Annotated in this window: 14 protein-coding genes and 1 pseudogene; 8 read left to right on the top strand and 7 right to left on the bottom strand. The window is 69.1% G+C overall.

The annotated features are described in order from the left end of the window. Positions 1-9 precede the first annotated feature (9 nt). From ACGFNK_RS03735 to ACGFNK_RS03725, 3 genes are read right to left on the bottom strand one after another with little or no spacing between them, the layout of a single operon-like run. Positions 10-1,965 (bottom strand): substrate-binding domain-containing protein, encoded by a 1,956-nt coding sequence (locus ACGFNK_RS03735; RefSeq protein ID WP_393411552.1) that lies wholly within the window; start codon positions 1,963-1,965, stop codon positions 10-12. Continuing rightward, on the bottom strand, positions 1,955-3,559 hold the full coding sequence (locus ACGFNK_RS03730) for a sugar ABC transporter ATP-binding protein (protein WP_393412154.1): 1,605 nt from the start codon (positions 3,557-3,559) through the stop codon (positions 1,955-1,957). The genes ACGFNK_RS03735 and ACGFNK_RS03730 overlap by 11 nt, the downstream gene beginning before the upstream one ends. 35 nt (positions 3,560-3,594) lie before the next feature. Continuing rightward, the gene (locus ACGFNK_RS03725; RefSeq protein WP_393411550.1) at positions 3,595-4,626 is read right to left on the bottom strand and encodes a LacI family DNA-binding transcriptional regulator; all 1,032 of its coding nucleotides are present in this window, start codon (positions 4,624-4,626) and stop codon (positions 3,595-3,597) included. A 142-nt stretch (positions 4,627-4,768) separates the two neighbouring features. Here ACGFNK_RS03725 and ACGFNK_RS03720 point away from each other — a divergent pair, with 142 nt between their 5' ends. Both ACGFNK_RS03720 and ACGFNK_RS03715 read left to right on the top strand, forming a co-directional pair. Then, the gene (locus tag ACGFNK_RS03720; protein WP_393411548.1) at positions 4,769-7,039 is read left to right on the top strand and encodes an ATP-dependent RecD-like DNA helicase; all 2,271 of its coding nucleotides are present in this window, start codon (positions 4,769-4,771) and stop codon (positions 7,037-7,039) included. A gap of 209 nt (positions 7,040-7,248) precedes the next feature. Next, positions 7,249-8,538 carry a citrate synthase gene (locus ACGFNK_RS03715; protein WP_393411545.1) on the top strand — a complete coding sequence of 430 codons (1,290 nt, stop codon included), beginning with the start codon at positions 7,249-7,251 and terminating at the stop codon, positions 8,536-8,538. Positions 8,539-9,070: 532 nt separating this feature from the next. Here the strand turns inward: ACGFNK_RS03715 and ACGFNK_RS03710 are convergent. The 3 genes from ACGFNK_RS03710 to ACGFNK_RS03700 form a co-directional block, all read right to left on the bottom strand. Further along, a complete protein-coding gene (locus ACGFNK_RS03710) occupies positions 9,071-11,329 on the bottom strand; it encodes a heavy metal translocating P-type ATPase (RefSeq protein ID WP_393411543.1) in 2,259 nt (752 codons plus the stop codon). Positions 11,330-11,350: 21 nt separating this feature from the next. Beyond that, positions 11,351-11,572: a heavy-metal-associated domain-containing protein gene (locus tag ACGFNK_RS03705; RefSeq protein ID WP_386352646.1), complete on the bottom strand. Its 222-nt coding sequence runs from the start codon at positions 11,570-11,572 to the stop codon at positions 11,351-11,353. Between the two features lie 448 nt (positions 11,573-12,020). Beyond that, positions 12,021-12,221 carry a helix-turn-helix transcriptional regulator gene (locus ACGFNK_RS03700; RefSeq protein WP_386352649.1) on the bottom strand — a complete coding sequence of 67 codons (201 nt, stop codon included), beginning with the start codon at positions 12,219-12,221 and terminating at the stop codon, positions 12,021-12,023. A gap of 388 nt (positions 12,222-12,609) precedes the next feature. Between ACGFNK_RS03700 and ACGFNK_RS03695 the strand changes: the two are divergent. The 4 genes and pseudogenes from ACGFNK_RS03695 to ACGFNK_RS03680 form a co-directional block, all read left to right on the top strand. Further along, a pseudogene (locus ACGFNK_RS03695) lies at positions 12,610-13,063 on the top strand (5-deoxy-glucuronate isomerase); the annotation flags it as partial. After that, positions 13,060-14,994, top strand: a complete 1,935-nt coding sequence (gene iolD, locus ACGFNK_RS03690) for a 3D-(3,5/4)-trihydroxycyclohexane-1,2-dione acylhydrolase (decyclizing) (protein ID WP_393411539.1) — start codon at positions 13,060-13,062, stop codon at positions 14,992-14,994. The pseudogene ACGFNK_RS03695 and the gene iolD, both read left to right, overlap by 4 nt. Beyond that, the gene (locus ACGFNK_RS03685; RefSeq protein WP_393411537.1) at positions 14,991-15,335 is read left to right on the top strand and encodes a hypothetical protein; all 345 of its coding nucleotides are present in this window, start codon (positions 14,991-14,993) and stop codon (positions 15,333-15,335) included. The genes iolD and ACGFNK_RS03685 overlap by 4 nt, the downstream gene beginning before the upstream one ends. Before the next feature lie 131 nt (positions 15,336-15,466). Continuing rightward, complete coding sequence (locus ACGFNK_RS03680; RefSeq protein ID WP_393411535.1) at positions 15,467-16,894, top strand: sialidase family protein; 1,428 nt, start codon at positions 15,467-15,469, stop codon at positions 16,892-16,894. Positions 16,895-17,144: 250 nt separating this feature from the next. Here ACGFNK_RS03680 and ACGFNK_RS03675 read toward each other — a convergent pair whose 3' ends face one another. Next, entirely contained in the window at positions 17,145-18,353 is a 1,209-nt protein-coding gene (locus ACGFNK_RS03675) for a S8 family peptidase (protein ID WP_393411533.1), read from the bottom strand. A 400-nt stretch (positions 18,354-18,753) separates the two neighbouring features. Between ACGFNK_RS03675 and ACGFNK_RS03670 the strand changes: the two genes are divergently transcribed. Further along, positions 18,754-21,543, top strand: a complete 2,790-nt coding sequence (locus ACGFNK_RS03670) for an alpha/beta fold hydrolase (RefSeq protein WP_393411531.1) — start codon at positions 18,754-18,756, stop codon at positions 21,541-21,543. Continuing rightward, on the top strand, positions 21,540-22,418 hold the full coding sequence (locus ACGFNK_RS03665; protein WP_393411529.1) for an ABC transporter permease: 879 nt from the start codon (positions 21,540-21,542) through the stop codon (positions 22,416-22,418). The genes ACGFNK_RS03670 and ACGFNK_RS03665 overlap by 4 nt, the downstream gene beginning before the upstream one ends. Positions 22,419-22,540 lie beyond the last annotated feature (122 nt).

Genomic DNA, 22,540 nt, shown 5'->3' with positions numbered 1-22,540 from the left:
TGGACCGGCTCAGGACGCGAAGTCGGCGACGTTCCCGGACGTCACCACCTTCACCGGGACCTTGACCGTCGCGGAGACCTTCTCACCGTCCGCGGCCTTCAGCGCGTTCTCCACCGCGATGCGGCCGAGTTCCTTCGGCTGCTGGGCGACGGAGGCGTACAGCGTCCCGTTCCTGACGGCCGTGAGACCGTCCGGTGTGCCGTCGAAGCCGACGACCTGGACGGACTTGCCCGCCTTCGAACCGAGCGCCTTGATCGCGCCGAGGGCCATTTCGTCGTTCTCGGCGAAGACGCCGTTGACGTCGGGGTGGGCCTGGAGCAGGTTCGTCATGACGTCGAGGCCCTTGGTGCGGTCGAAGTCCGCGGGCTGCTCGGCGACGACCTTGATGCCCGGGTAGGCCTTCAGGCCCTCGGCGAAGCCCGCCCCGCGCTCGCGGCTGGCGGAGGTGCCGGCCTGGCCCTGAAGAATCACGATCGTGCCCTTGCCGCCCAGCTTCTCGGCCAGCGCCTTGGCGCCCAGCTTGCCGCCCGCGACGTTGTCGGAGGCGACGAGCGCGGCCGTCTCCGCCTTGTTCACGCCCCGGTCGACGCCGACGACGGGGATACCGGCCTTGTTGGCGGCGCGCACCGACGGGCCCGCCGCGTCCGAGTCCACCGGGTTGACGATGACCGAGCCGACGCCCTCGCTGGTGAAGTTCTGCAACTGGTTGGCCTGCTGGGACGCGTCGTTCTGGGCGTCCGTGACGGTGAGGTCCGCGCCCGCCTTCTTCGCGGCCTCCTCCGCGCCCTGCCTGATCTGCACGAAGAAGGGGTTGTTCAGTGTCGACAGGGACAGACCGATCTTCTGGCTGGACGAAGACGAGGACGAGCCTCCGTTGAGAAGGGAGGTCGCGCCCACGACTGCCGCCACGACGACGACCGCGAGGGCGTACTTCACGGCCTGCGGACCCTTGCGGCCCGAGGCGCCGGTCCCTGCGGCGCCCGGCGTCGCGCCCGCCTTGCGTCGCACCGTGTCCAGCAGCACCGCGAGCGCGATGACGACACCGATGACGACCTGTTGCCAGAAGGCGGACACCGAAAGGAGGTTGAGCCCGTTGCGCAGCACCGCCAGGATCAGCGCCCCGATCAGGGTGCCGGACGCCTTGCCCGTACCGCCCGCGAGCGAGGCGCCGCCGATGACGACCGCGGCGATCGCGTCCAGCTCGTAACCCTGGGCGGCCTGCGGCTGTGCGGAGGAGAGGCGGGAGGCGAGCACGATGCCCGCGGCCGCCGCGAACAGGCCCGACAGCGCGTAGATCGCGAGCTTCTGCTTCTTCACACGGAGACCGGAGAGGCGGGCCGCCTCCTCGTTGCCGCCGATCGCGTACATGGAACGGCCGAGGTACGTACGGCCCAGGACCACGGCCGTGATCAGGCCCATCACGATCATCACCAGGACCGGGACGGGCAGCCAGCCGCCGAGGGTGTCACCGAGGTGCGAGACCGAGTCCGGGAAGGCGATGGGGCTGCCCTGCGAGATGACGAGCGACAGACCGCGGCCCACCGACAGCATGGCCAGTGTCGCGATGAACGGCGGCAGCTTCCCGTACGAGATCAGGATGCCGTTGACCAGACCGCAGGCGATGCCGGTCGCGACGGCGAGAATCACGGCTATCCAGACCGGGACGCCTTCCGAAGTGGCGCTCCAGGCAAGGACGGTGGCGGAGAGCGCGGCGACCGAACCGACCGAGAGGTCGATGCCCGCCGACACGATCACGAAGGTCACGCCGAAGGCGAGGATGGCCGTCACGGCCGCCTGGACGCCGACGTTCAGCAGGTTGTCCGTCGTCAGGAAGTCGCCGGAGAGAGCGGACATCGCGATGACGAGAACGATCAGGGCGGTGAGTGCCCCGTTGTCGAGCAGGAGGCGTCCCAGCCCCGGGGCGCCACTCGCGCCTACCCGGCTCTTGAGCGTGTCAGTGGCCACCGGTGGCCTCCTTCTTTTCCGAGTCCGTGCTGTTCGTGCTGTTCGTGCTGTCCGTACCGCTCGTGCCCGCGGTGTTTTCCGGGGTCGTGCTGACGGCGAGGGCCATGACGGCGTCCTGCGTGGCGTCCTGGGCGGAGAGCTCGCCCGCGATCCGGCCCTGGGCCATGACCAGCACCCGGTCGCTCATGCCGAGCACCTCGGGCAGGTCGCTGGAGATCATCAGGACGGCGGCGCCCGCGGCCGTGAGCTCGTTGACGAGCTGGTAGATCTCGACCTTGGCGCCGACGTCGATACCGCGCGTCGGCTCGTCGAGGATCAGCACCTTGGTGTCGGCGAGCAGCCACTTGCCGATGACGACCTTCTGCTGGTTGCCGCCCGAAAGGGTGCGCACATGCTGGCCGAGTCCGGCCATCCGCACGCCGAGCTGCCCGGCGATCCGCGCGGCGGCCTCCCGCTGCCCCTTGAGGTCGACGAACCCGCCACGGGTCGCCGCGCGCATCGTCACGAGCCCGAGGTTCTCCTCCACGGAGGCATCGAGGAGCAGCCCCTGCCCCTTGCGGTCCTCGGGGACGAGCCCGATGCCCGCGGTCATCGCCGCGCCGACGTCGTGCCCGGGCAGCCGCGCACCCGCGACCTCCACGAGGCCCCGGTCGTACGGATCGGCGCCGAAGACCGCCCGTACGACCTCGGTACGTCCCGCACCGACCAGGCCCGCGATGCCGACGACCTCACCGGCCCGTACCTCGAAGCTCACGTCGTGGAAGACACCGTCCTTGGTGAGCCCCTCGACGGTGAGCAACGCGGTGCCGGCGTCGGCCCGTTCACGCGGATACTGCTGCTCGATCGAGCGGCCCACCATGAGGCGTACGAGTTCGTCCTCAGGCGTGGTCGCGGGTACCTGCCCGACGCTCCTGCCGTCCCGCAGGACCGTGACACGGTCTCCCAGGGCGGCGATTTCCTCCAAGTGGTGCGTGATGAAGACGATGCCGACGCCGTCCTCGCGCAGCCGGCGCACGATGGTGAAGAGTTTGTCGACCTCTTCGGAGGTGAGCACCGCGGTCGGCTCATCCATGATCAGGACGCGTGCGTTCAGGCTGAGGGCCTTCGCGATCTCGACCATCTGGAGGCGGGCGATACCCAGTTCACGCACCCGCGCGCGTGGCGACACGTGCACGCCGACCCGCTCCAGCAGTTCGGCGGCGTCCGCCTCCATCCGCTTACGGTCGATCAACCCGAAGCGGCGAGGCTGGCGACCCAGGAAGATGTTCTCGGCGACCGTCAGATCGGGGACGAGGTTGAACTCCTGGTGGATGGTCGCGATCCCGAGCCGTTCGGCGTCCTGAGCACCATGGACGCGGACCTCCTTGCCGCCGACCACCACGCGCCCGGCGTCGGGCCGGTAGGCGCCCGACAACATCTTGATGAGGGTGCTCTTGCCCGCGCCGTTCTCGCCGAGCAGCACGTGCACCTCGCCGCGGCGCAGATCGAAGTCGACGCTGTCGAGCGCGACCACACCGGGGAAGGTCTTGCGTATCGCTTCGATACGCAGCAACTCGTCTTCGGGATGCGGCGATTCGCCTTTGCCGGGCGGCAATTCGCCTTCGCTGCGCGGCAACTCGTCCTGATCGCTCACGTGATGCTCCTTTGCATGGACGAAGGCTGCATGGGCGGGGGCTCGCCGCACGAGCGGCGGACGACGAGACGGGCGGTGAGGGTCACGGACTGCGGGGGCCGCCCCTCGATGCGGTCGACGAGGGCGCGTACGGCGGCCCGGCCCAGCTCGCCCGTCGGCTGGGCGATCGCCGTGATCGGCGGATCGGTGTGCACGAACCACGGGATGTCGTCGAACGCGGCGAGCGCGATGTCGTGCGGAACCGACAACCCGCGCGCGCGGATGGCGTCCAGGGCACCCAGGGCCATCAAGTTGTCGGTGGCGAACACCACCTCGGGTGGCTCGGGGAGGTTCAGGAACGCCTCGGTGGCCCGGCGTCCGCTGGCCGCCTGGAAGTCGCCCTGCCCTACGTACGCGTCGGGCAGCGGAAGCCCGTACTCGCGCAGTGCCTCCTGGAACGCCTCGACGCGCTCGCTGCCGGTCATGGTGGCCGCCGGGCCCGCGATGATGGCGAGCCTGCGATGCCCGAGGCCGTGCAGATGGGTGACCAGATCGCGCACCGCCTCGCGCCCGTCCGCCCTGACCACCGGCACGTCCACGCCCGGGATCCACCGGTCCACGAACACCATCGGGGTGCCCGTGTGCGCGGCGTCCAGCATCAGGGGGGAGCCGCCGTCGGTGGGGGACACCAGGAGGCCGTCGATACGGCGGTCGAGGAGGTTGCGGACGTGGTGGTCCTGCAACTCCGGCTGCTCGTCCGCGTTCCCGATGATGACGCTGTAGCCGTGGGCGCGGGCCTCTTCCTCGACGGAGCGGGCCAGTTCGGTGAAGTACGGGTTGAGCACGTCGCTGATGACCAGGCCGAGGGTGTGGGTCTGGTCGGTGCGCAGGGAACGGGCCACCGCGTTGGGGCGGTAGCCGAGAGCGTCGACGGCGGCGAGGACGCGGGTGCGCGCTCCGGAGCTGACGGACGGGTGGCCGTTGAGTACCCGGGACACCGTGGCAGCGGAGACGCCCGCCTCCGCGGCGACGTCCTTGATGCTCGCCATCACCGCCCCACCTCCTCGTGGAATCGATTCCACGGGAGATTGGAATCGATTCCACGAAACTTCGCAAGTCCCCGGGACCGGATCGTGATGAAGTTGTCCACAGGCTTCGCCCGTTGTCAGAGGCGGGCGGTAGCGTCGGATCATGTCGAATCTGGCGGGGAACCAGGCGGGCACCGGGGCGCGGAACCTGGCGGTTCTCGAGGGCGTGCTGGAGCGGATCACGTACGCCAACGAGGAGAACGGCTACACGGTCGCCCGGGTGGACACCGGACGGGGCGGCGGCGATCTGCTGACGGTCGTGGGAGCGCTGCTCGGTGCCCAGGTGGGGGAGTCCCTGCGGATGGAGGGGCGCTGGGGTTCCCATCCTCAGTACGGCAAGCAGTTCACGGTGGAGAACTACACGACGGTGCTGCCGGCCACCGTCCAGGGCATCCGCCGCTATCTGGGCTCCGGCCTGGTCAAGGGCATCGGTCCGGTCTTCGCGGACCGCATCACCCAGCACTTCGGGCTCGACACCCTCCAGATCATCGAGGAGGAGCCGAAGCGGCTCATCGAGGTCCCCGGCCTCGGCCCCAAGCGGACCAAGAAGATCGCCGACGCCTGGGAGGAACAGAAGGCGATCAAGGAGGTCATGCTCTTCCTCCAGACCGTCGAGGTGTCGACGTCGATCGCGGTCCGCATCTACAAGAAGTACGGCGACGCCTCGATCTCGGTGGTCAAGAACCAGCCGTACCGGCTCGCGTCCGACGTCTGGGGCATCGGCTTCCTGACCGCCGACAAGATCGCCCAGTCCGTGGGCATCCCGCACGACAGCCCGGAGCGCGTCAAGGCCGGTCTCCAGTACGCCCTTTCGCAGTCCACCGACCAGGGCCACTGCTTCCTCCCGGAGGAGCAGCTGATCGCGGACGCGGTGAAGCTGCTCCAGGTGGACACCGGCCTTGTCATCGAGTGCCTCGGGGAACTGGCGGCGCCCCAGGAGGACGACGGCGACCCCGGAGTCGTACGGGAAAAGGTCCCCGGCCACGACGGCGGCGACCCCGTGACGGCCGTCTACCTGGTCCCCTTCCACCGGGCCGAACTCTCCTTGTCCGCCCAGCTGTTGCGTCTCCTGCGCACCGACGGGGACCGGATGCCGTCTTTCCGGAACGTGGCCTGGGACAAGGCCCTGGCCTGGCTCAAGGACCGTACGGGAGCGGAGCTGGCCCCCGAGCAGGAAGATGCCGTCCGTCTCGCCCTCACCGAGAAGGTCGCCGTGCTCACCGGAGGCCCCGGTTGCGGCAAGTCCTTCACGGTCCGTTCCATCGTGGAGCTGGCCCGCGCCAAGAAGGCCAAGGTCGTGCTGGCGGCGCCCACGGGCCGGGCCGCCAAGCGGCTGGCCGAGCTCACGGGCGCGGACGCCTCGACCGTGCACCGGCTCCTGGAGCTCAAGCCCGGCGGGGACGCGGCGTACGACAAGGACCGCCCGCTGGACGCCGACCTGGTGGTCGTGGACGAGGCATCGATGCTCGACCTCCTGCTGGCCAACAAGCTGGTGAAGGCGGTGCCTCCGGGGGCGCATCTGCTCCTCGTGGGCGACGTCGACCAGCTGCCGAGCGTCGGCGCCGGCGAGGTCCTGCGCGACCTGCTCGCCGACGGCAGCCCGGTCCCGGCCGTCCGCCTCACCCGTGTCTTCCGGCAGGCCCAGCAGTCGGGGGTGGTGACGAACGCCCACCGGATCAACGCGGGCAAGCAGCCGGTCACCCAGGACCTGAAGGACTTCTTCCTCTTCGTCGAGGACGACACGGAGGAGGCGGGCCGGCTCACGGTGGACGTGGCGGCCCGCCGCATTCCCGCGAAGTTCGGCCTCGATCCACGCCGCGACGTCCAGGTCCTCGCCCCCATGCACCGCGGCCCGGCGGGCGCCGGCACCCTCAACGGTCTGCTCCAGCAGGTGATCACCCCTGCCCGGCCCGACCTCCCGGAGAAGCGCTTCGGAGGCCGGGTCTTCCGCGTCGGCGACAAGGTCACGCAGATTCGCAACAATTACGAGAAGGGCACGAACGGTGTCTTCAACGGCACGGTCGGCGTGGTCACCTCCCTCAACCTGGACGACCAGCGGCTGACGGTGCTGACCGACGAGGACGAGGAGGTGCCGTACGAATTCGACGAGCTCGACGAGCTGGCGCACGCGTATGCGGTGACGATCCACCGCTCCCAGGGCAGTGAGTACCCGGCGGTGGTGATCCCGGTGACCACCAGTGCCTGGATGATGCTCCAGCGCAACCTGCTCTACACGGCGGTCACCCGCGCCAAGAAGCTTGTGGTGCTGGTCGGTTCACGCAGGGCGATAGGCCAGGCGGTGCGCACGGTGTCGGCGGGACGGCGCTGTACGGCCCTGGATTTCCGGCTCTCACCCCGGCCTCTCGACCCGTGAGCGAGATTTGATCGATCAAATGAGTCGCAAGGGTCACAGAGCACTTCCGGAAGCAGGGCGAAGGGGGGCAGGATGAGCAGGGTGACGGCACTGAGTGCCGCCAATAGGCCCCATGGTCGACCCCGAGTGCACTCTCCTGCGCCAAATGGGGGATGGTAGAAGCAGTCAGGGCACCTCGAAGAAGAGGCACAACGTCGGTGAGGGATGACGTGAGCGACAACTCTGTAGTACTGCGGTACGGCGACGGCGAGTACACCTACCCGGTGATAGACAGCACCGTCGGTGACAAGGGCTTCGACATCGGGAAGCTCCGTGCTCAGACCGGTCTGGTCACGCTGGACAGTGGTTACGGCAACACCGCCGCCTATAAATCCGCCATCACCTATCTCGACGGTGAGCAGGGCATCCTCCGGTACCGCGGTTACCCGATCGAGCAGCTGGCAGAGCGCTCCACCTTCCTCGAGGTGGCCTACCTGCTGATCAACGGCGAACTGCCCACGGTCGACGAGCTCGCCGCCTTCAAGGGCGACATCACGCAGCACACCCTGCTGCATGAGGACGTCAAGAACTTCTACCGTGGCTTCCCGCGCGACGCCCACCCGATGGCGATGCTGTCCTCGGTGGTCTCCGCGCTGTCCACCTTCTACCAGGACAGCCACAATCCGTTCGACGAGACGCAGCGCAACCTCTCCACGATCCGCCTGCTCGCCAAGCTTCCGACGATCGCGGCGTACGCGTACAAGAAGTCGATCGGGCACCCCTTCGTCTACCCGCGCAACGATCTCGGTTACGTCGAGAACTTCCTGCGTATGACCTTCTCGGTCCCGGCGCAGGAGTACGACCTGGACCCGGTCGTCGTCTCCGCGCTCGACAAGCTGCTGATCCTGCACGCGGACCACGAGCAGAACTGTTCGACGTCCACCGTCCGCCTGGTCGGCTCCTCGCAGGCGAACATGTTCGCCTCGATCTCCGCCGGTATCTCCGCGCTCTGGGGCCCGCTGCACGGCGGCGCCAACCAGTCCGTGCTGGAGATGCTGGAGGGCATCAAGGCCAACGGCGGCGACGTCGACTCCTTCATCCGCAAGGTGAAGAACAAGGAGGACGGCGTCCGCCTGATGGGCTTCGGCCACCGGGTGTACAAGTCCTTCGACCCTCGCGCCAAGATCATCAAGGCCGCCGCGCACGACGTCCTCTCGGCTCTCGGCAAGTCCGACGAGCTGCTGGACATCGCGCTCAAGCTGGAGGAGCACGCGCTCTCCGACGACTACTTCGTCTCGCGCAACCTCTACCCGAACGTGGACTTCTACACCGGTCTGATCTACCGCGCCATGGGCTTCCCGACCGAGATGTTCACGGTCCTGTTCGCGCTCGGCCGTCTGCCCGGCTGGATCGCCCAGTGGCACGAGATGATCAAGGAACCGGGTTCCCGTATCGGCCGCCCGCGCCAGATCTACACGGGCGAGGTTCTGCGGGACTTCGTCCCGGTCGAGTCTCGCTGACGCCTGTACGTAGTACGTGGCAAAACGGAAGGCGCCCCGCTGCCGGTCCCCCCACGGGCCGGAGTCGGGGCGCCTTCCTTGTCCCGGTTCGGATTCCCCCCACGGGATCCGGCCGGGCGCCTGAGGACAGCGCCTGAATCGCTGTGATCTAAACGAGCAGAACTCGATGTACTGCGTGTGCTGCTGAACTGTCCGTACTGAAGCGAGTGCGGTCTGCCGGGACCCGTACGGGAGGGCCGCTCAAGCTCCCCGTGTACGTGTCCCGGCAACGCAGCTCCGGGAACGTCCCCCAAGACATCCCCAGATGTCAGTCACGCCCCCCAAGACGCTTCTGACATCGCCAACTTAGACTCACGAACTCCTTCGAGGGTTACGTTCACATCACTGTGATCTGCGTCTCTTGCATATGTCCTGAAGATGCACAAGAGACCCGATATCGCTATCGGAGCCCAAGAGTAAGGAAGATGCGCGGGCCTTGTGAAGAGCTTATGTGAGGCTCGCGTCGGACTCTAGAGGGGTTCTTACTTCGACATCACCGAAATGCCCGGAGTCGAAGACTGTTCGTCACCACGAACACCGAGGAGAACGCCATCGCGGCGCCCGCGATCATCGGATTCAGCAACCCCGCCGCTGCCAGCGGCAGCGCGGCCACGTTGTAGCCGAAGGCCCAGACGAGATTGCCCTTGATCGTGGCAAGGGTCTTCCGCGACAGCCGGATCGCGTCCGCGGCCACCCGCAGATCCCCGCGTACGAGCGTCAGATCGCCCGCCTCGATCGCCGCGTCAGTCCCCGTGCCCATGGCAAGCCCCAGATCGGCGACGGCGAGCGCGGCCGCGTCGTTGACGCCGTCGCCGACCATCGCGACGGCCCGGCCCTCGGCCTGGAGCCGCCTGATCACCTCGACCTTGTCCTGCGGCAGCACCTCGGCGAAGACGAACGCCTCGTCGATGCCGACGCGGCGCGCCACGGACTCGGCGACGGTCCGGTTGTCCCCGGTCAGCAGGACGGGCGTCAGCCCCAGGGCGCGCAGCTCGCGGACCGCCTCGGCGCTGGTCTCCTTGACCGCGTCGGCGACGGTCAGGACACCGCGTGCCACCCCGTCCCAGGCGACGGCCACGGCGGTACGCCCCTCCGCCTCGGCCCGCGTCTTCAGCGCGGTCAGCTCCTCCGGCAGCGCGACACCGGCCTCGTCGAGCAGCCGCGCCCGCCCGACCAGCACCTCGTGCCCGTCGACCGTCCCGCGTACGCCGAGCCCGGCGACGTTCTCGAAGCCGGCCACGGCCGGGAGGGTTCCGGTAGCTTCCTCCGCGCCCGTCGCGACGGCCCGTGCGATCGGGTGCTCGGAGGCGTGCTCCAGGGCGCCGGCGAGCCGCAGTACCTGCTTCTCGTCGGCGCCGGCAGCGGCGTACACCTCCTGGAGGGTCATGCGGCCGGTGGTGACCGTGCCGGTCTTGTCCAGGACGACCGTGTCGACGCGGCGCGTGGACTCCAGGACCTCGGGGCCCTTGATGAGGATGCCGAGCTGGGCGCCGCGGCCGGTGCCGACCATGAGGGCGGTCGGGGTCGCGAGGCCGAGCGCGCACGGGCAGGCGATGATCAGCACCGCGACGGCGGCCGTGAAGGCGGCGGTCAGCTCGTCCGTCGTGCCCAGCCAGACGCCGAACGTGGCGACGGCGATCAGCAGGACGGCGGGGACGAAGACGGCGGAGATCCGGTCGGCGAGACGCTGCGCCTCGGCCTTCCCGTTCTGCGCGTCCTCGACGAGCTTCGCCATCCGCGCCAGCTGTGTGTCCGCGCCGATGCGGGTCGCCTCGACGACGAGCCTGCCGCCGGCGTTCACGGTCGCGCCCGTCACGGCGTCGCCGACGGTCACGTCCACCGGCACCGACTCGCCGGTCAGCATCGACGCGTCGACCGCCGAGGTGCCCTCGACGACGGTGCCGTCGGTGGCGACCTTCTCGCCGGGCCGTACGACGAAGCGGTCACCGACCTTGAGATCGGCGACGGGGACGCGTACCTCAAGCCCCTCCCGCAGTACGGAGACGTCCCTGGCGCCCAGCTCCATGAGGGCCCTCAGCGCGGCGCCCGCGCTCCGCTTGGAACGGGCCTCCAGATAGCGGCCGAGGAGGATGAAGGTGACGACTCCCGCGGCCACTTCTAGGTAGATCGTCGACGAGGCGTCCGCACGCGCCACCGTGAAGTCGAAGCCGTGCCGCATGCCCGGCATCCCCGCGTGGCCCCAGAACAACGCCCATACGGACCAGCCGAAGGCGGCCAGCGTGCCGACGGAGACGAGCGTGTCCATGGTGGCCGCGCCGTGCCGGGCGTTCGTGAACGTCGCCCGGTGGAACGGCAGTCCGCCCCATACGACGACGGGCGCGGCGAGCGTGAGGGACAGCCACTGCCAGTTGTCGAACTGGAGGGGCGGGATCATGGAGAGGAGGACCACGGGGAGGGCGAGCACGGCGGAGACGGTCAGGCGCTCGCGCAGGGAGGCGAGTTCGGGGTCTTCGCGGGGGACCTCTGCTTCGAGCTCCGGCTCCGGGGGTGCCGGCTCCTCGGCCGTGTAGCCGGTCTTCTCCACGGTGGCGATCAGGTCGGCGACGCGTATGCCGTCTTCGTACGAGACCTTCGCGCGCTCCGTCGCGAAGTTCACCGTGGCGGTGACGCCGTCCATGCGGTTGAGCTTCTTCTCGACGCGGGCCGCGCAGGAGGCGCAGGTCATGCCGCCGATGGTGAGCTCGACCTCGGCGTTCTCGTGCGTGGCGGGGGGTGTTGCCGTGCTGCTCATGTCGGGCGTCCGTTGGTGTGGTCAGACCTTGCCGGCGAGTTCGAACCCGGCCTCGTCGATCGCGGCACGTACGGCGTCCTCGTCGAGCGGGGCGGCGGAGAAGACGGTGACCTCACCGGTCGAGGCGACGGCCTTCACCGAGCTGACACCGGGAATCTCGGAGAGCTCGCTGGAGACGGAGCCTTCGCAGTGGGCGCAGCTCATGCCCTTCACCTGATAGGTGACGGTGGTCTGTGCGGTCATGTCGTTGCTCCTCGGGGGCGTAGGGGTACCGTTCGCTCCCCACTGTACCCCTAGGGGGTATTTCTCCAAAGCCTGGGTGGTGGGTGGCTGGTCGCGCAGTTCCCCGCGCCCCTGGGTGGCTGGTGGGTGCGGGGCCGCGGGCCGGTGCGTCAGCCCGTCGCAGGCGGGGCGTACGGCCCGGTGTCGGTACAGAGCGAAGGTGACCTGAGACAGAACCTAAGCGACGGGCATACGACGCACCGGCCCACGTCCCCTCCCGCCGGTGAGCAAGTAAGAGTTTCGTCGGGGCGCAGGCTTTTGCTTTTAGGGGCGCGGGGAACTGCGCGACTGGGCCACGACGTACCCGCAGCCGCGACACGACGTGTCACCCCCACCCCCTGGCGGGGTCCCGGGGCGCAGCCCCAGGGATGGGACGGGTAGGGGCGGCAGGGGCGAAAAAACCGGCAGGTCAATCGGCCCGCCGCCCCCTGTTCCCCGGCCGGGAGGCCACCCACGCCCGGATGGTGTCCGCATACCAATACGGCTTGCCGGACTCCACATGGTCCGGCGGCGGAAGCATCCCGTGCTTGCGATAAGACCGCACGGTGTCCGGCTGCACCTGAATGTGCGCCGCGATGTCCTTGTACGACCAGAGCTGTCGGTCGGTCATCAATAGCACCTCCCCGCGCGCGCCGCGAAGGCACTGCGCTGGCGATCACATGGCTGTGACCGTCCAACGACATCGCGTGACCGTGGGCCTGTGCCTGTCGCCCGGGTGTGACGCAAGCCCCGCGCGACCGGGACGGGTGTGACAGAACGGCGGTATTTGTGACAGAGGTGACGCGCCGCGGCAACTGAGACCTAGTCCGAATGTCTGGACAACCAATTGACAGGCATCGCGCAGCGCCGCTAGACCTGGGAGCAGCCGAAGCGAAGCGAAGGGAACCCGATGGACGAGTCCGCGGTGTCCGATGCCCTGAAATCCGGCGCGCTGGAATCCGGCGTGCTGGAGTCCAGTAGCGAGGACGCGCTGAAGACGGGGCGGTCCGGTGAACAACGGCACCCGTACCGCCCCAGCAGAGGCCACACCACTTGAACTCCCGGGCAGAGAGGGCGCGTTCAGCGAAGTGACGGACTTCGCGGACGCCCCTTTCGACGCCCGGGTGCAGATCGCCTCCGGCGTGGGACGCCGCTTCGCCCTGGCAGGAGCGAAGTGCGAGCGACGACTCCCCGCCCGCTACGGCCCCGCGCCGGAGGTTCCCGTCCGACCCACGAGCGAACGGATTCGGCTGCCGGCGCGTATTTCCCTCGCGTGAGGGCGGTTCCGATGTCCTCGCCGAGGTCCGCACCGGCGATGCCTTCCTCGTACTCGACGGATTGCACGGCCCGTCCATCGCCCAGCCCGGTCACGCGAGGTACTACTTGAACGTGACGGCCGGCCCGGGTGAGGACAGGCGGGGGCGGATCTGCTTCCACTCGGGACACGTAGAAAGCACAGAGGGCTTCCGATGACAGAGCCGAAGACGTCAACGGCGACGACAAGGCTGACGGTCGCGCAGGCGCTGGTGCGGTTCCTGGCCGCCCAGTACACGGAACGGGACGGGGTGCGCCGCCGGCTGATCGGCGCCACCTGGGGCATCTTCGGGCACGGCAACGTCGCCGGGCTGGGACAGGCGCTTCTCGAGTACGCCACTGTTCCTTCCGGGGGGACGCCCTCCGGACCTCCCGTCATGCCGTACCACCAGGGCCGCAATGAACAGGCCATGGTGCACGCGGCGGTCGGCTACGCACGTCAGTCGCACCGCCTGAGCACCCACGCCGTCACGACATCCATCGGCCCGGGCGCCACCAACCTCGTCACAGGCGCCGCCCTCGCCACGATCAACCATCTCCCCGTACTGCTCCTGCCCGGCGACATCTTCGCGACCCGCCCCGCCGACCCGGTCCTCCAGCAGCTCGAGGTCCCGTACGCCGGTGATGTGTCGGTGAACGACTGTCTGCGCCCGGTGTCGAAGTACTTCGACCGCGTCATGCGTCCCGAAGCCCTCATCCCGGCCGCCCTCCAGGCGATGCGCGTGCTCACCGACCCGGTCGAGACGGGCGCCGTCACGCTCGCGCTGCCGCAGGACGTGCAGGCCGAGGCGTACGACTGGCCGGAGGAGTTCTTCGCCGACCGCGTCTGGGCCGTCCGCCGTCCGGGCGCGGACCCGGAGGAACTGGCCGCCGCGGTCAGGGCCGTACGGGACGCCCGGCGCCCCTTGGTCGTCGCGGGCGGCGGAGTGCACCACAGTGAGGCCGAGGACGCGCTGAAGGAGTTCGCCGACACCACCCGTATCCCGGTCGCCTCGACCCAGGCGGGCAAGGGCTCGCTGGCCTGGGACCACCCGGCGGACGTCGGCGGCATCGGGCACACCGGCACCGCGACCGCCTGCGAACTGGCCCGCACCGCCGACCTGGTGATCGGCGTCGGCACCCGCTACACCGACTTCACCACCGCATCCGGCACCCTCTTCTCCGCCCAGGGCGTCCGCTTCCTGAACCTCAACATCGCCCCCTTCGACGGCCACAAGCTGTCCGGCCAGCCGCTGATCGCGGACGCCCGCACGGGGCTGGAGGCTCTCACCGAGTCGCTCGCGATGCACGGCCACCGTGCCGAACCCGCGTACGTCACCGATTACACGGACGACAAGGAGCGCTGGGAGCACCGGGTCGACGCGGCCTATGAGGCGGACGAGCCGGACACCCGGCCCACCCAGCCGCAGGTCCTCGGTCTGCTCGACGAGCTGGTCACCGGGGACGACATCCTGATCAACGCGGCCGGCTCGCTCCCCGGTGACCTGCACAAGCTGTGGCGGACGCGGTCGAGGGACCAGTACCACGTCGAGTACGGCTACTCCTGCATGGGCTACGAGATCCCGGCGTCGATCGGCGTGCGCATGGCGGCGCCGGACCGTCCCGTATGGGCGCTGGTCGGCGATGGCACGTATCTGATGATGCCGACGGAGATCGTCTCCGCCGTCCAGGAAGGCATCGCGATCAAGGTCGTGATCCTGCAGAACCACGGGTACGCGTCCATCGGCGGCCTCTCCGAGACCGTGGGCGCGGAACGGTTCGCCACCGCCTACCGCCACCGGTCCGAGGACGGCACCTTCACGGGGCGCCCGCTGCCTGTCGACCTCGCCGCCAACGCGGCCAGCCTGGGTATGCGGGTGCTGCGCGCGAAGACCGTACGCGATCTGCGGGCCGCCCTCGCCGAGGCGCGGGCCGCCGACACACCCATATGTGTCCACGTGGAGACCGAGACGGCGGACACGGTCACGGGCGCGCCTCCGGCGCAGGCCTGGTGGGACGTACCCGTGGCCGAGACCGCGACCCGCTCGTCGGCGGTCAAGGCACGCGAGGTGTACGACCGCCACGCGGCCACTCGCCGCCGCCATCTGTGAGGGCGTTTCCGGACACGACGAAGACCGTCAGCCACTGGATCGGTGGCAAGACCGTCGAGGGTGTGTCGGGTACGTACGGGCCGGTCACCGACCTGGCGACCGGCGCCGTGACCACTCAGGTCGCCTTCGCGACCGTGGACGAGGTGGACGCGGTGGTCGCCGCCGCCAAGGAGGCGTACGCGACCTGGGGCAGTCCTCGCTCGCCCGGCGGACCGAGATCCTTCGTGCTCAAGCCGAGCGAAAAGGACCCGTCGGCCTCGATGAAGGTCGATCGAGGCGTTGCGCCGATGCGGGCTCGATCCCAGTTCTGCCCCTCCATGCCGCTGCCTCTTGAGAGATGACAGCCGATCGTCATCGCCCACCCGGCGGATTTCCCCGATTGGCCGGTGTGGCCTGACGGATGCCGCCGGTGATCCGTGCTTCGCTGCCGCCTCAGCTTTAACAGTTCCCGTTGAGCAAAGGCGACAGCAGCGTGTCCCGTACAAGAATGTTTCTCGCCGCCACTTTCGCGCTGCCGCTCATGGTGACCGCGCTGCTCACGTCGGCTCCGGTGGCAACGTCGACGCCGAGCGCTTCGTCCGGCTCTGCGAAGCCGTTGCTCGCGGCAGCGAACGTCCCGGTGACTCAGGTCAGTTCCGACCCGTACACCGATTCCCAGGCTCAGCACCGCACCGAGGTCGAACCAGACACGTTCACCTTCGGAAACACCATCGTCTCGGCGTTCCAAGTAGGGCGGGTCCACGGCGGCGGCGCGTCCAACATCGGTTTCGCGCGCTCGACGGACGGCGGCGCCAACTGGACCCACGGCTACCTCCCGGGCATCACGCGAAACGAGGCCGGGCCGTGCGGGCAGGCCAGTGATCCCTCGGTGGCCTTCGACGCCCGCCACAACGTCTGGCTCATTTCCAGCCTCGCCTTGAACTGCCCTGGCCGCCGGGTCTTCACCAGCCGCTCGACCGACGGCGGGCTGACCTGGAGCAACCCGATCACCACCGCGTCCGGCTCCGTCGACAAGAACTGGATCGTTTGCGACAACCACCCCACCAGCCCCTTCTTCGGGAACTGTTACACCCAGTACGACATCACCAGCTCCGGCAGCCTGATGCGGATGCGGACGTCCACAGATGGCGGCCTGAGCTGGGGTACGCCCAGGTCGACCTCCGACAGTGCCCGCGGTCTCGGCGGTCAGCCGATCGTCCGTCCCAATGGGACAGTGCTCGTGCCCTTCCGCTCCTCCGGCGGCTCGATTCGCTCGTTCCGCTCCATCAACGGCGGTTCGAGCTGGCGCGCCAGCGTTCTCGTCTCCAACGTCAGGCACCACACAGTGGCCGGAGGCTTGCGCGCCCCCCACACCCTGCCCTCTGCCGAGATCGACGCCAACGGCACGGCCTACGTCGCCTGGTCGGACTGCCGGTTCCGGACCACCTGCGCCAGCAACGACATCGTGATCAGTAAATCCACCAGCGAAACGACCTGGGCGGCCCCGCTTCGCGTTCCCATCGATGCCGGCAACAGCACGGTCGACCATTTCGTGCCGGGCATCGGCGTCGACCCCAGTACCTCGGGTGCCACAGCCAGGATCGGTCTGACCTATTACTACTACCCCAATGCCAACTGCACCTCGGCGACCTGTCAGCTCTTCGCCGGCTTCATCTCCTCCACCGACGGCGGTTCCACATGGAGTTCCGCCACCGAGGTCGCCGGTCCCATGAACCTCTCCTGGCTTCCCACAACCTCAAAGGGCCGCATGTTCGGCGACTACATCTCCACCTCGGTTCCCCCTGGTGGCAACGCCTTCAGCGTCATCCCCGTCGCCTCGACCCCCGAGGGAACGACTTTCGACATGGCGATGTTCGTGCCCACCGGTGGGCTGCCGATCACTGGCGGCGCAGCCAGTTAGATCAACCGCGCCAGGAGACCAACCAGCAACTCCTAAATGACTGCTGGCCATTGCGCTGATTACCGATGCGGCAAGCGCCGGCGGAGCGGTTCGTAGGAGCAAAAAGCCAGACCCCTGGGGGCCCCAGGGGTCTGCAGTGTCGCCCGTGCTCGCCAACCTCTTCATGAACTGTGCGCCCAGCGGTGGGAGATCAAGACCCACCAGGGCGGGCCCCGTCTGGTCCTGCGCCTCAGCACTCGGCCGACGTCACCTACGGCACGAGTCTGAGGAGCCTGTTGGGTGAACCGGATCCGATGTTGCTCAGAACTCCGGTCGTGGCCCCGTTGACGAGAGCGCTGTGTACGGTCGCCGGACGGGCGGTGGGGTGCGAGGTGAGGTAGACCGCCGCGGCTCCCGCGACATGGGGGGCCGCCATCGAGGTGCCGGAGAGCGTGCGCGTCGCCGTGTCGCTGGTGTGCCAGCCGGCGGGAATCGACGAACCGGGGGCGAACATATCGACCACGGAACCGTAGTTGGAGAAACTGGATCTGTAGTCAGAGCTTGTGCTGGCCCCCACGGTGAGGGCAGCACCCACCCGGGCGGGTGAAAAGTTGGCGGCATTCCGGGTCGAGTTGCCGGCGGCCACCGCGTAGGTGATACCGGAGGCGATGGAGTTCCTCACCGCGGTGTCCAGCGCCGTGCTGGCGCCGGCGCCCAGCGACATGTTGGCGACCGACGGCCCGACGCGGCGCGAAGTGACCCAGTCGACGCCCGCGATGACGCCGGAGGCGGTGCCGGACCCGCTGTTGTTCAGCACCCGTACCGCCACGATATCGGCGAGCTTCGCCACGCCGTACGTACTGCCGGCGGCCGTGGTGGCGACGTGCGTTCCGTGACCGTTGCCGTCGGCGGCGATGGGGTCACGGTCGACAAAGTCGTAGCCGTACCTGGCGCGCCCGTCAATCTGACTGTGAGTGATACGCACGCCGGTGTCGATCACGTACACGGTCGCGGATCCGCCCGCCGTATCCGGATACGTGTACGTCAGGTTGAGTGGACGGTTGGCCTGGTCGATCCGGTCCAGGCCCCACGGCGGGAGGATCTGCGTCCCATTGACGTGGACCTCCTGGTCCTGCTCGACGAACGCGACGGCTGGGTCAGCGGCGAAACTCCTCGCACCGGAGGCGCTGACACGGACGGCGTAGCCATTGAGCGCGGCGCTGTAGGTCCGCTCCACCGTGGCGCCGTACTTGGCCGCCAGTTCATCGCCTTTCGTCGAGTTCGCGTTGAAACCGGCGGACTCCTTCAGCGCGACGATGTAGCTGTTGTCGATGGCGTTGACGGAATCCTCGTGCAGAATCCTTCCGGTGGCCGGGGTGGCCTCGGCGGGCAGGGCGGTACCGCACCCGATGACGGCGGCCGCGGCCGCCGCGGCGATCGCCGCGGCGATCCGCCGCCGGGCGGTGAACATTTCTCTCATCCTGAAGAGCCTTCCTCGGGCGGACCCGTGACGGTGTTCGCTGATGCTGCTGATCCGAGGATGACCAGACAGATGATCATTTAAATGCTCTATTGGTGCTTTTCATCCTTGATGACCACTAGTCACCCCATATGGGCGGAACCTGTGCCGGAGTATCCGACGACATGACAGTCACTCAAGGGCTGGTCCGCGGCTGACCGACTGAGCGCACGAAGCCGGCCTCGTGGCGCGCCGTGAGTGCGGCGATCTGGGCCGGGTCGTTCAGATTCATCGCGCGGTTGCCCATGGCCCGCGTACCGCGGTTGCGGTATGCGCAATGAAGGCCGTACGACCGTGGGAGGTCTGCCACTTCCGACCGGAGACGGCATCCGTTGTCGGCGGCGGCACTTACCGTTGACGCATGGATCTTCGACTGCCCCGACTGCGCGGGGCCGTACTTCGGAGGCCGCGCCGGCTGATCGCCGCCGCGGCCGCCGTGGTCGTGCTCGCCGGCGCCGGTACGTGGACGGCCGTCGCCTCGGACGAGGCCGCACCTGTGGACCGGGCCGACAGAGTCATGGCCATGGGCAGCGGGGTGAAGATCGACACCTCCTACTTCACATCGGGCTCCGGCCGCCGCCCTGCCGTCCTCCTCACGCACGGCTTCGGCGGCAGCAAGGAAGACGTACGGTCCCAGGCGGAGGACCTGGCGCGCGACGGGTATGCGGTGCTGACCTGGTCGGCACGCGGAATGGGCAAGTCCACGGGCAAGATCGGCCTGAACGACCCCAAGGGCGAGGTCGCCGACGTCTCCAAGCTGATCGACTGGCTGGCCGAGCGCCCCGAGGTCGAGCTGGACCGGGACGGCGACCCGCGCGTCGGCGCCACCGGCGCCTCGTACGGCGGCGCGGTCTCGCTGCTCGCGGCCGGTCACGACCAGCGGGTGGACGCGATCGCCCCGGCGATCACGTACTGGAACCTCGCGGACGCACTGTTCCCGAACGGCGTCTTCAAGAAGCTGTGGGCCGGGATCTTCATGAACACCGGCGGCGGTTGCGACAAATTCGAGGCCACGCTGTGCGAGATGTACCAGCGGGTCGCGGAGTCCGGCGAGCCGGACGCCGAGGCGCGGGAGCTGCTGGAAGCCCGCTCCCCGTCCGCCGTCGGCGACGAGATCAACGTGCCGACGCTCATCACGCAGGGCCAGACCGACTCCCTGTTCCCGCTCGGCCAGGCCGACGCGATGGCCAAGGCGATCCGGGCCAACGGCGCGCCCGTGGACGTCGACTGGATCTCGGGCGGTCACGACGGCGGCGACATGGAGGCGGCCCGGGTGTCCGCGCGCGTGGGCGACTGGTTCGACCGCTATCTGAAGGACGAGCCGGGGGCGGACACCGGCCCCGCGTTCCAGGTCACGCGCAGCGGCGGCGTCGATTCCCAGGAGGGCACCACACGGCTGACCAGCGTGAGCTCGGACAGCTATCCCGGCCTGACGAGCAAGACGCGTCCGATCGCCCTGTCCGGGCGTGAGCAGACCTTCGAGAACCCGGCGGGCGCCAACCCGCCCGCCGTCTCCGCCCTGCCCGGCCTCGGCGGCGCCGGCGGCCTCTCCCAGCTCTCCTCGCTCGGGATCGGTGTGTCCCTCGACTTCCCGGGCCAGTTCGCCGCATTCGACTCCGAGCCCTTCGTGGAGGACCTCCAGATCACCGGCTCGCCGACGGCAACGGTCCATGTGAAGTCGACCAGCGAGGAGGCCGTGCTCTTCGCGAAGGTGTACGACGTCGGACCGGACGGCGGCGCGCAGCAAGTGCTGCCCGCCCAGCTGGTCGAGCCGATCAGGGTGGAGGACGCGAAGGCCGGCAAGGACGTACGGCTCACTCTGCCGGCGATCGACTACGAGGTGGACGACGGCCACCGGCTGCGCCTGGTCCTCGCCTCGACGGACCTCGGCTACGCCTCACCGACGGCTCCGGCGACCTACACGGTCTCCATGGCGGGAGACGGCGGCCTGAGGGTGCCGATGCCACTCGGCGACTCGGAGGCGACGGCACCGCTGCCCGCATGGGTGTGGTGGCTGCCGCTGGCCGGCGCGCTCACGGCGCTGGCCCTGCTGCTGACGGCCCGCCGCCCCACCGCCGCACCCGCCCCCGACCCGGAACTGGCCGATGTCCCGCTCCAGATCACGGACTTGAGCAAGAAGTACGCCAAGTCGAACGACCGTTACGCGGTCCGGGACCTGTCCTTCACGGTGGAAAAGGGCCAAGTTCTGGGCCTGCTGGGCCCGAACGGCGCGGGCAAGACGACGACGCTGCGCATGCTGATGGGCCTGATCAAGCCGGACGGCGGGGAGATCCGGGTCTTCGGCCACGCGATCCGCCCGGGCGCCCCGGTGCTGTCCCGCGTCGGTTCCTTCGTCGAGGGCGCGGGCTTCCTGCCCCACCTCTCCGGCCGCGAGAATCTCGAGCTGTACTGGAGGGCCACGGGCCGCCCGCCGGAGGACGCGCACCTGGACGAAGCCCTGGAGATCGCGGGCCTCGGTGACGCCCTGTCCCGCGCGGTCCGCACGTACTCCCAGGGCATGCGCCAGCGCCTCGCCATCGCCCAGGCCATGCTCGGCCTGCCCGACCTCCTCATCCTGGACGAGCCGACCAACGGCCTCGACCCGCCGCAGATCCGAGAGATGCGCCAGGTCGTGATCCGCTACGCGGCCGCCGGCCGTACGGTCATCCTCTCCAGCCATCTGCTGGCCGAGGTCGAGCAGTCCTGCACTCACATCGTGGTCATGGACCACGGCCGCCTGGTCCAGGCGGGCCCCGTGGGCGACATCATCGGCGGCGGCGACACCCTGCTCGTCGGCCTGGCCTCCGACATCGCCGACCCGGTGGTGGAGAAGGTGGCGGCCCTGCGGGACGTGGAGTCGGCGGTACGGACGGATGACGGCCTGCTCGTACGGCTGACTCCGGCGACGGCATCCACAGAGGCAGCCGCCGTGCCCGAGACCGCCGGCGTGGGGGCTTCCGGCGGAGCGGACCGCGCCCAGGGCACGGTGACCGTCTCCGGCGCCCCGGAATCCGAGGGCGCGCCCGGCGTCACCGAGCGGAGCGCCGCGCTGCTCGTCGAGCTCGTACGGCTCGAAGTGCCCGTCGCCTCGATCGGCCCGCACCGTCGCCTGGAGGATGCCTTCCTCACCCTGATCGGAGACTTCGAATGAGCACCCTCGAAAAGGCCGAGAAGGTCGAGAAGGAAGAAGTGGCGGAGGGCTACCGGGCGGGGCGGACGCTGCCACTGCGCGTAGAGCTCGTACGGCAGTTGAAGCGGCGGCGCACGCTCATCATGTTCGGGGTCCTGGCCGCCCTGCCGTTCATCCTGGCCATCGCCTTCCAGGTCGGCGGCGAACCGGGCGACGGCAACGACCGGGTGAACCTGATGGACACGGCCACGGCGTCCGGCGCGAACTTCGCCGCGGTGAACCTCTTCGCGTCCGCGGGCTTCCTGCTCGTCGTCCCCGTGGCGCTGTTCTGCGGAGACACGGTCGCCTCGGAGGCGAGCTGGTCGTCACTGCGTTATCTGCTCGCGGCGCCCGTGCCCCGCGCCCGGCTGCTGTGGTCCAAGCTCGTCGTCGGACTCACCCTCAGCCTGGCCGCGATGGTGCTGCTGCCGGTCATCGCCCTCGCCGTCGGCACGGTCGCGTACGGCTGGGGCCCACTCCAACTGCCCGTCGGCGGCACCCTCCCCAGCGGCGACGCCGCGCGGCTTCTGCTGATCGTGATGGCGTACATCTTCGTGTCCCAGTTCGTCACCGCCGGGCTGGCGTTCTGGCTGTCGACCCGGACGGACGCCCCGCTGGGCGCGGTCGGCGGCGCGGTGGGCCTGACGATCATCGGCAGCGTCCTCGACGAGGTGACGGCTCTCGGCGACTGGCGCGACTTCATCCCCGCGCACTGGCAGTACGCCTGGCTGGACGTCATCCAGCCGGATCCGGACTACAGCGAGATGATCCAGGGCACGGCCATCTCCGTCACATACGCACTGGTGCTGTTCGCCCTGGCCTTCCGCGGGTTCGCCCGCAAGGACGTCGTCTCGTAGGCCGACGGTGGGTTTTTCCGGGCCCGGAGGGAACACCTGTTCCTGACCCGAACATCCGGGACGTATTCGCCACGGTGCGCCACCCCTCCCGCAGAGTAGAAAGATCCATCAGCATGAGCAGG

Source organism: Streptomyces sp. NPDC048825 (assembly GCF_043198355.1).
Classification (GTDB): Bacteria; Actinomycetota; Actinomycetes; order Streptomycetales; family Streptomycetaceae; genus Streptomyces; species Streptomyces xiangluensis.
The sequence above is the reverse complement of the archived record's forward strand: the minus strand, read 5'-3'. Positions and strand labels throughout refer to the sequence as shown.

What these genes read in the sequence shown, in the direction of transcription:
- ACGFNK_RS03725 (WP_393411550.1), bottom strand. Translation starts at nt 4,626, where the DNA reads ATGGCGAGCATCAAGGACGTCGCCGCGGAGGCGGGCGTCTCCGCTGCC.
- ACGFNK_RS03720 (WP_393411548.1), top strand. Translation starts at nt 4,769, where the DNA reads ATGTCGAATCTGGCGGGGAACCAGGCGGGCACCGGGGCGCGGAACCTG.
- ACGFNK_RS03710 (WP_393411543.1), bottom strand. Translation starts at nt 11,329, where the DNA reads ATGAGCAGCACGGCAACACCCCCCGCCACGCACGAGAACGCCGAGGTC.
- ACGFNK_RS03705 (WP_386352646.1), bottom strand. Translation starts at nt 11,572, where the DNA reads ATGACCGCACAGACCACCGTCACCTATCAGGTGAAGGGCATGAGCTGC.
- ACGFNK_RS03700 (WP_386352649.1), bottom strand. Translation starts at nt 12,221, where the DNA reads ATGACCGACCGACAGCTCTGGTCGTACAAGGACATCGCGGCGCACATT.
- iolD (WP_393411539.1), top strand. Translation starts at nt 13,060, where the DNA reads ATGACAGAGCCGAAGACGTCAACGGCGACGACAAGGCTGACGGTCGCG.
- ACGFNK_RS03675 (WP_393411533.1), bottom strand. Translation starts at nt 18,353, where the DNA reads ATGAGAGAAATGTTCACCGCCCGGCGGCGGATCGCCGCGGCGATCGCC.
- ACGFNK_RS03670 (WP_393411531.1), top strand. Translation starts at nt 18,754, where the DNA reads ATGGATCTTCGACTGCCCCGACTGCGCGGGGCCGTACTTCGGAGGCCG.
- ACGFNK_RS03665 (WP_393411529.1), top strand. Translation starts at nt 21,540, where the DNA reads ATGAGCACCCTCGAAAAGGCCGAGAAGGTCGAGAAGGAAGAAGTGGCG.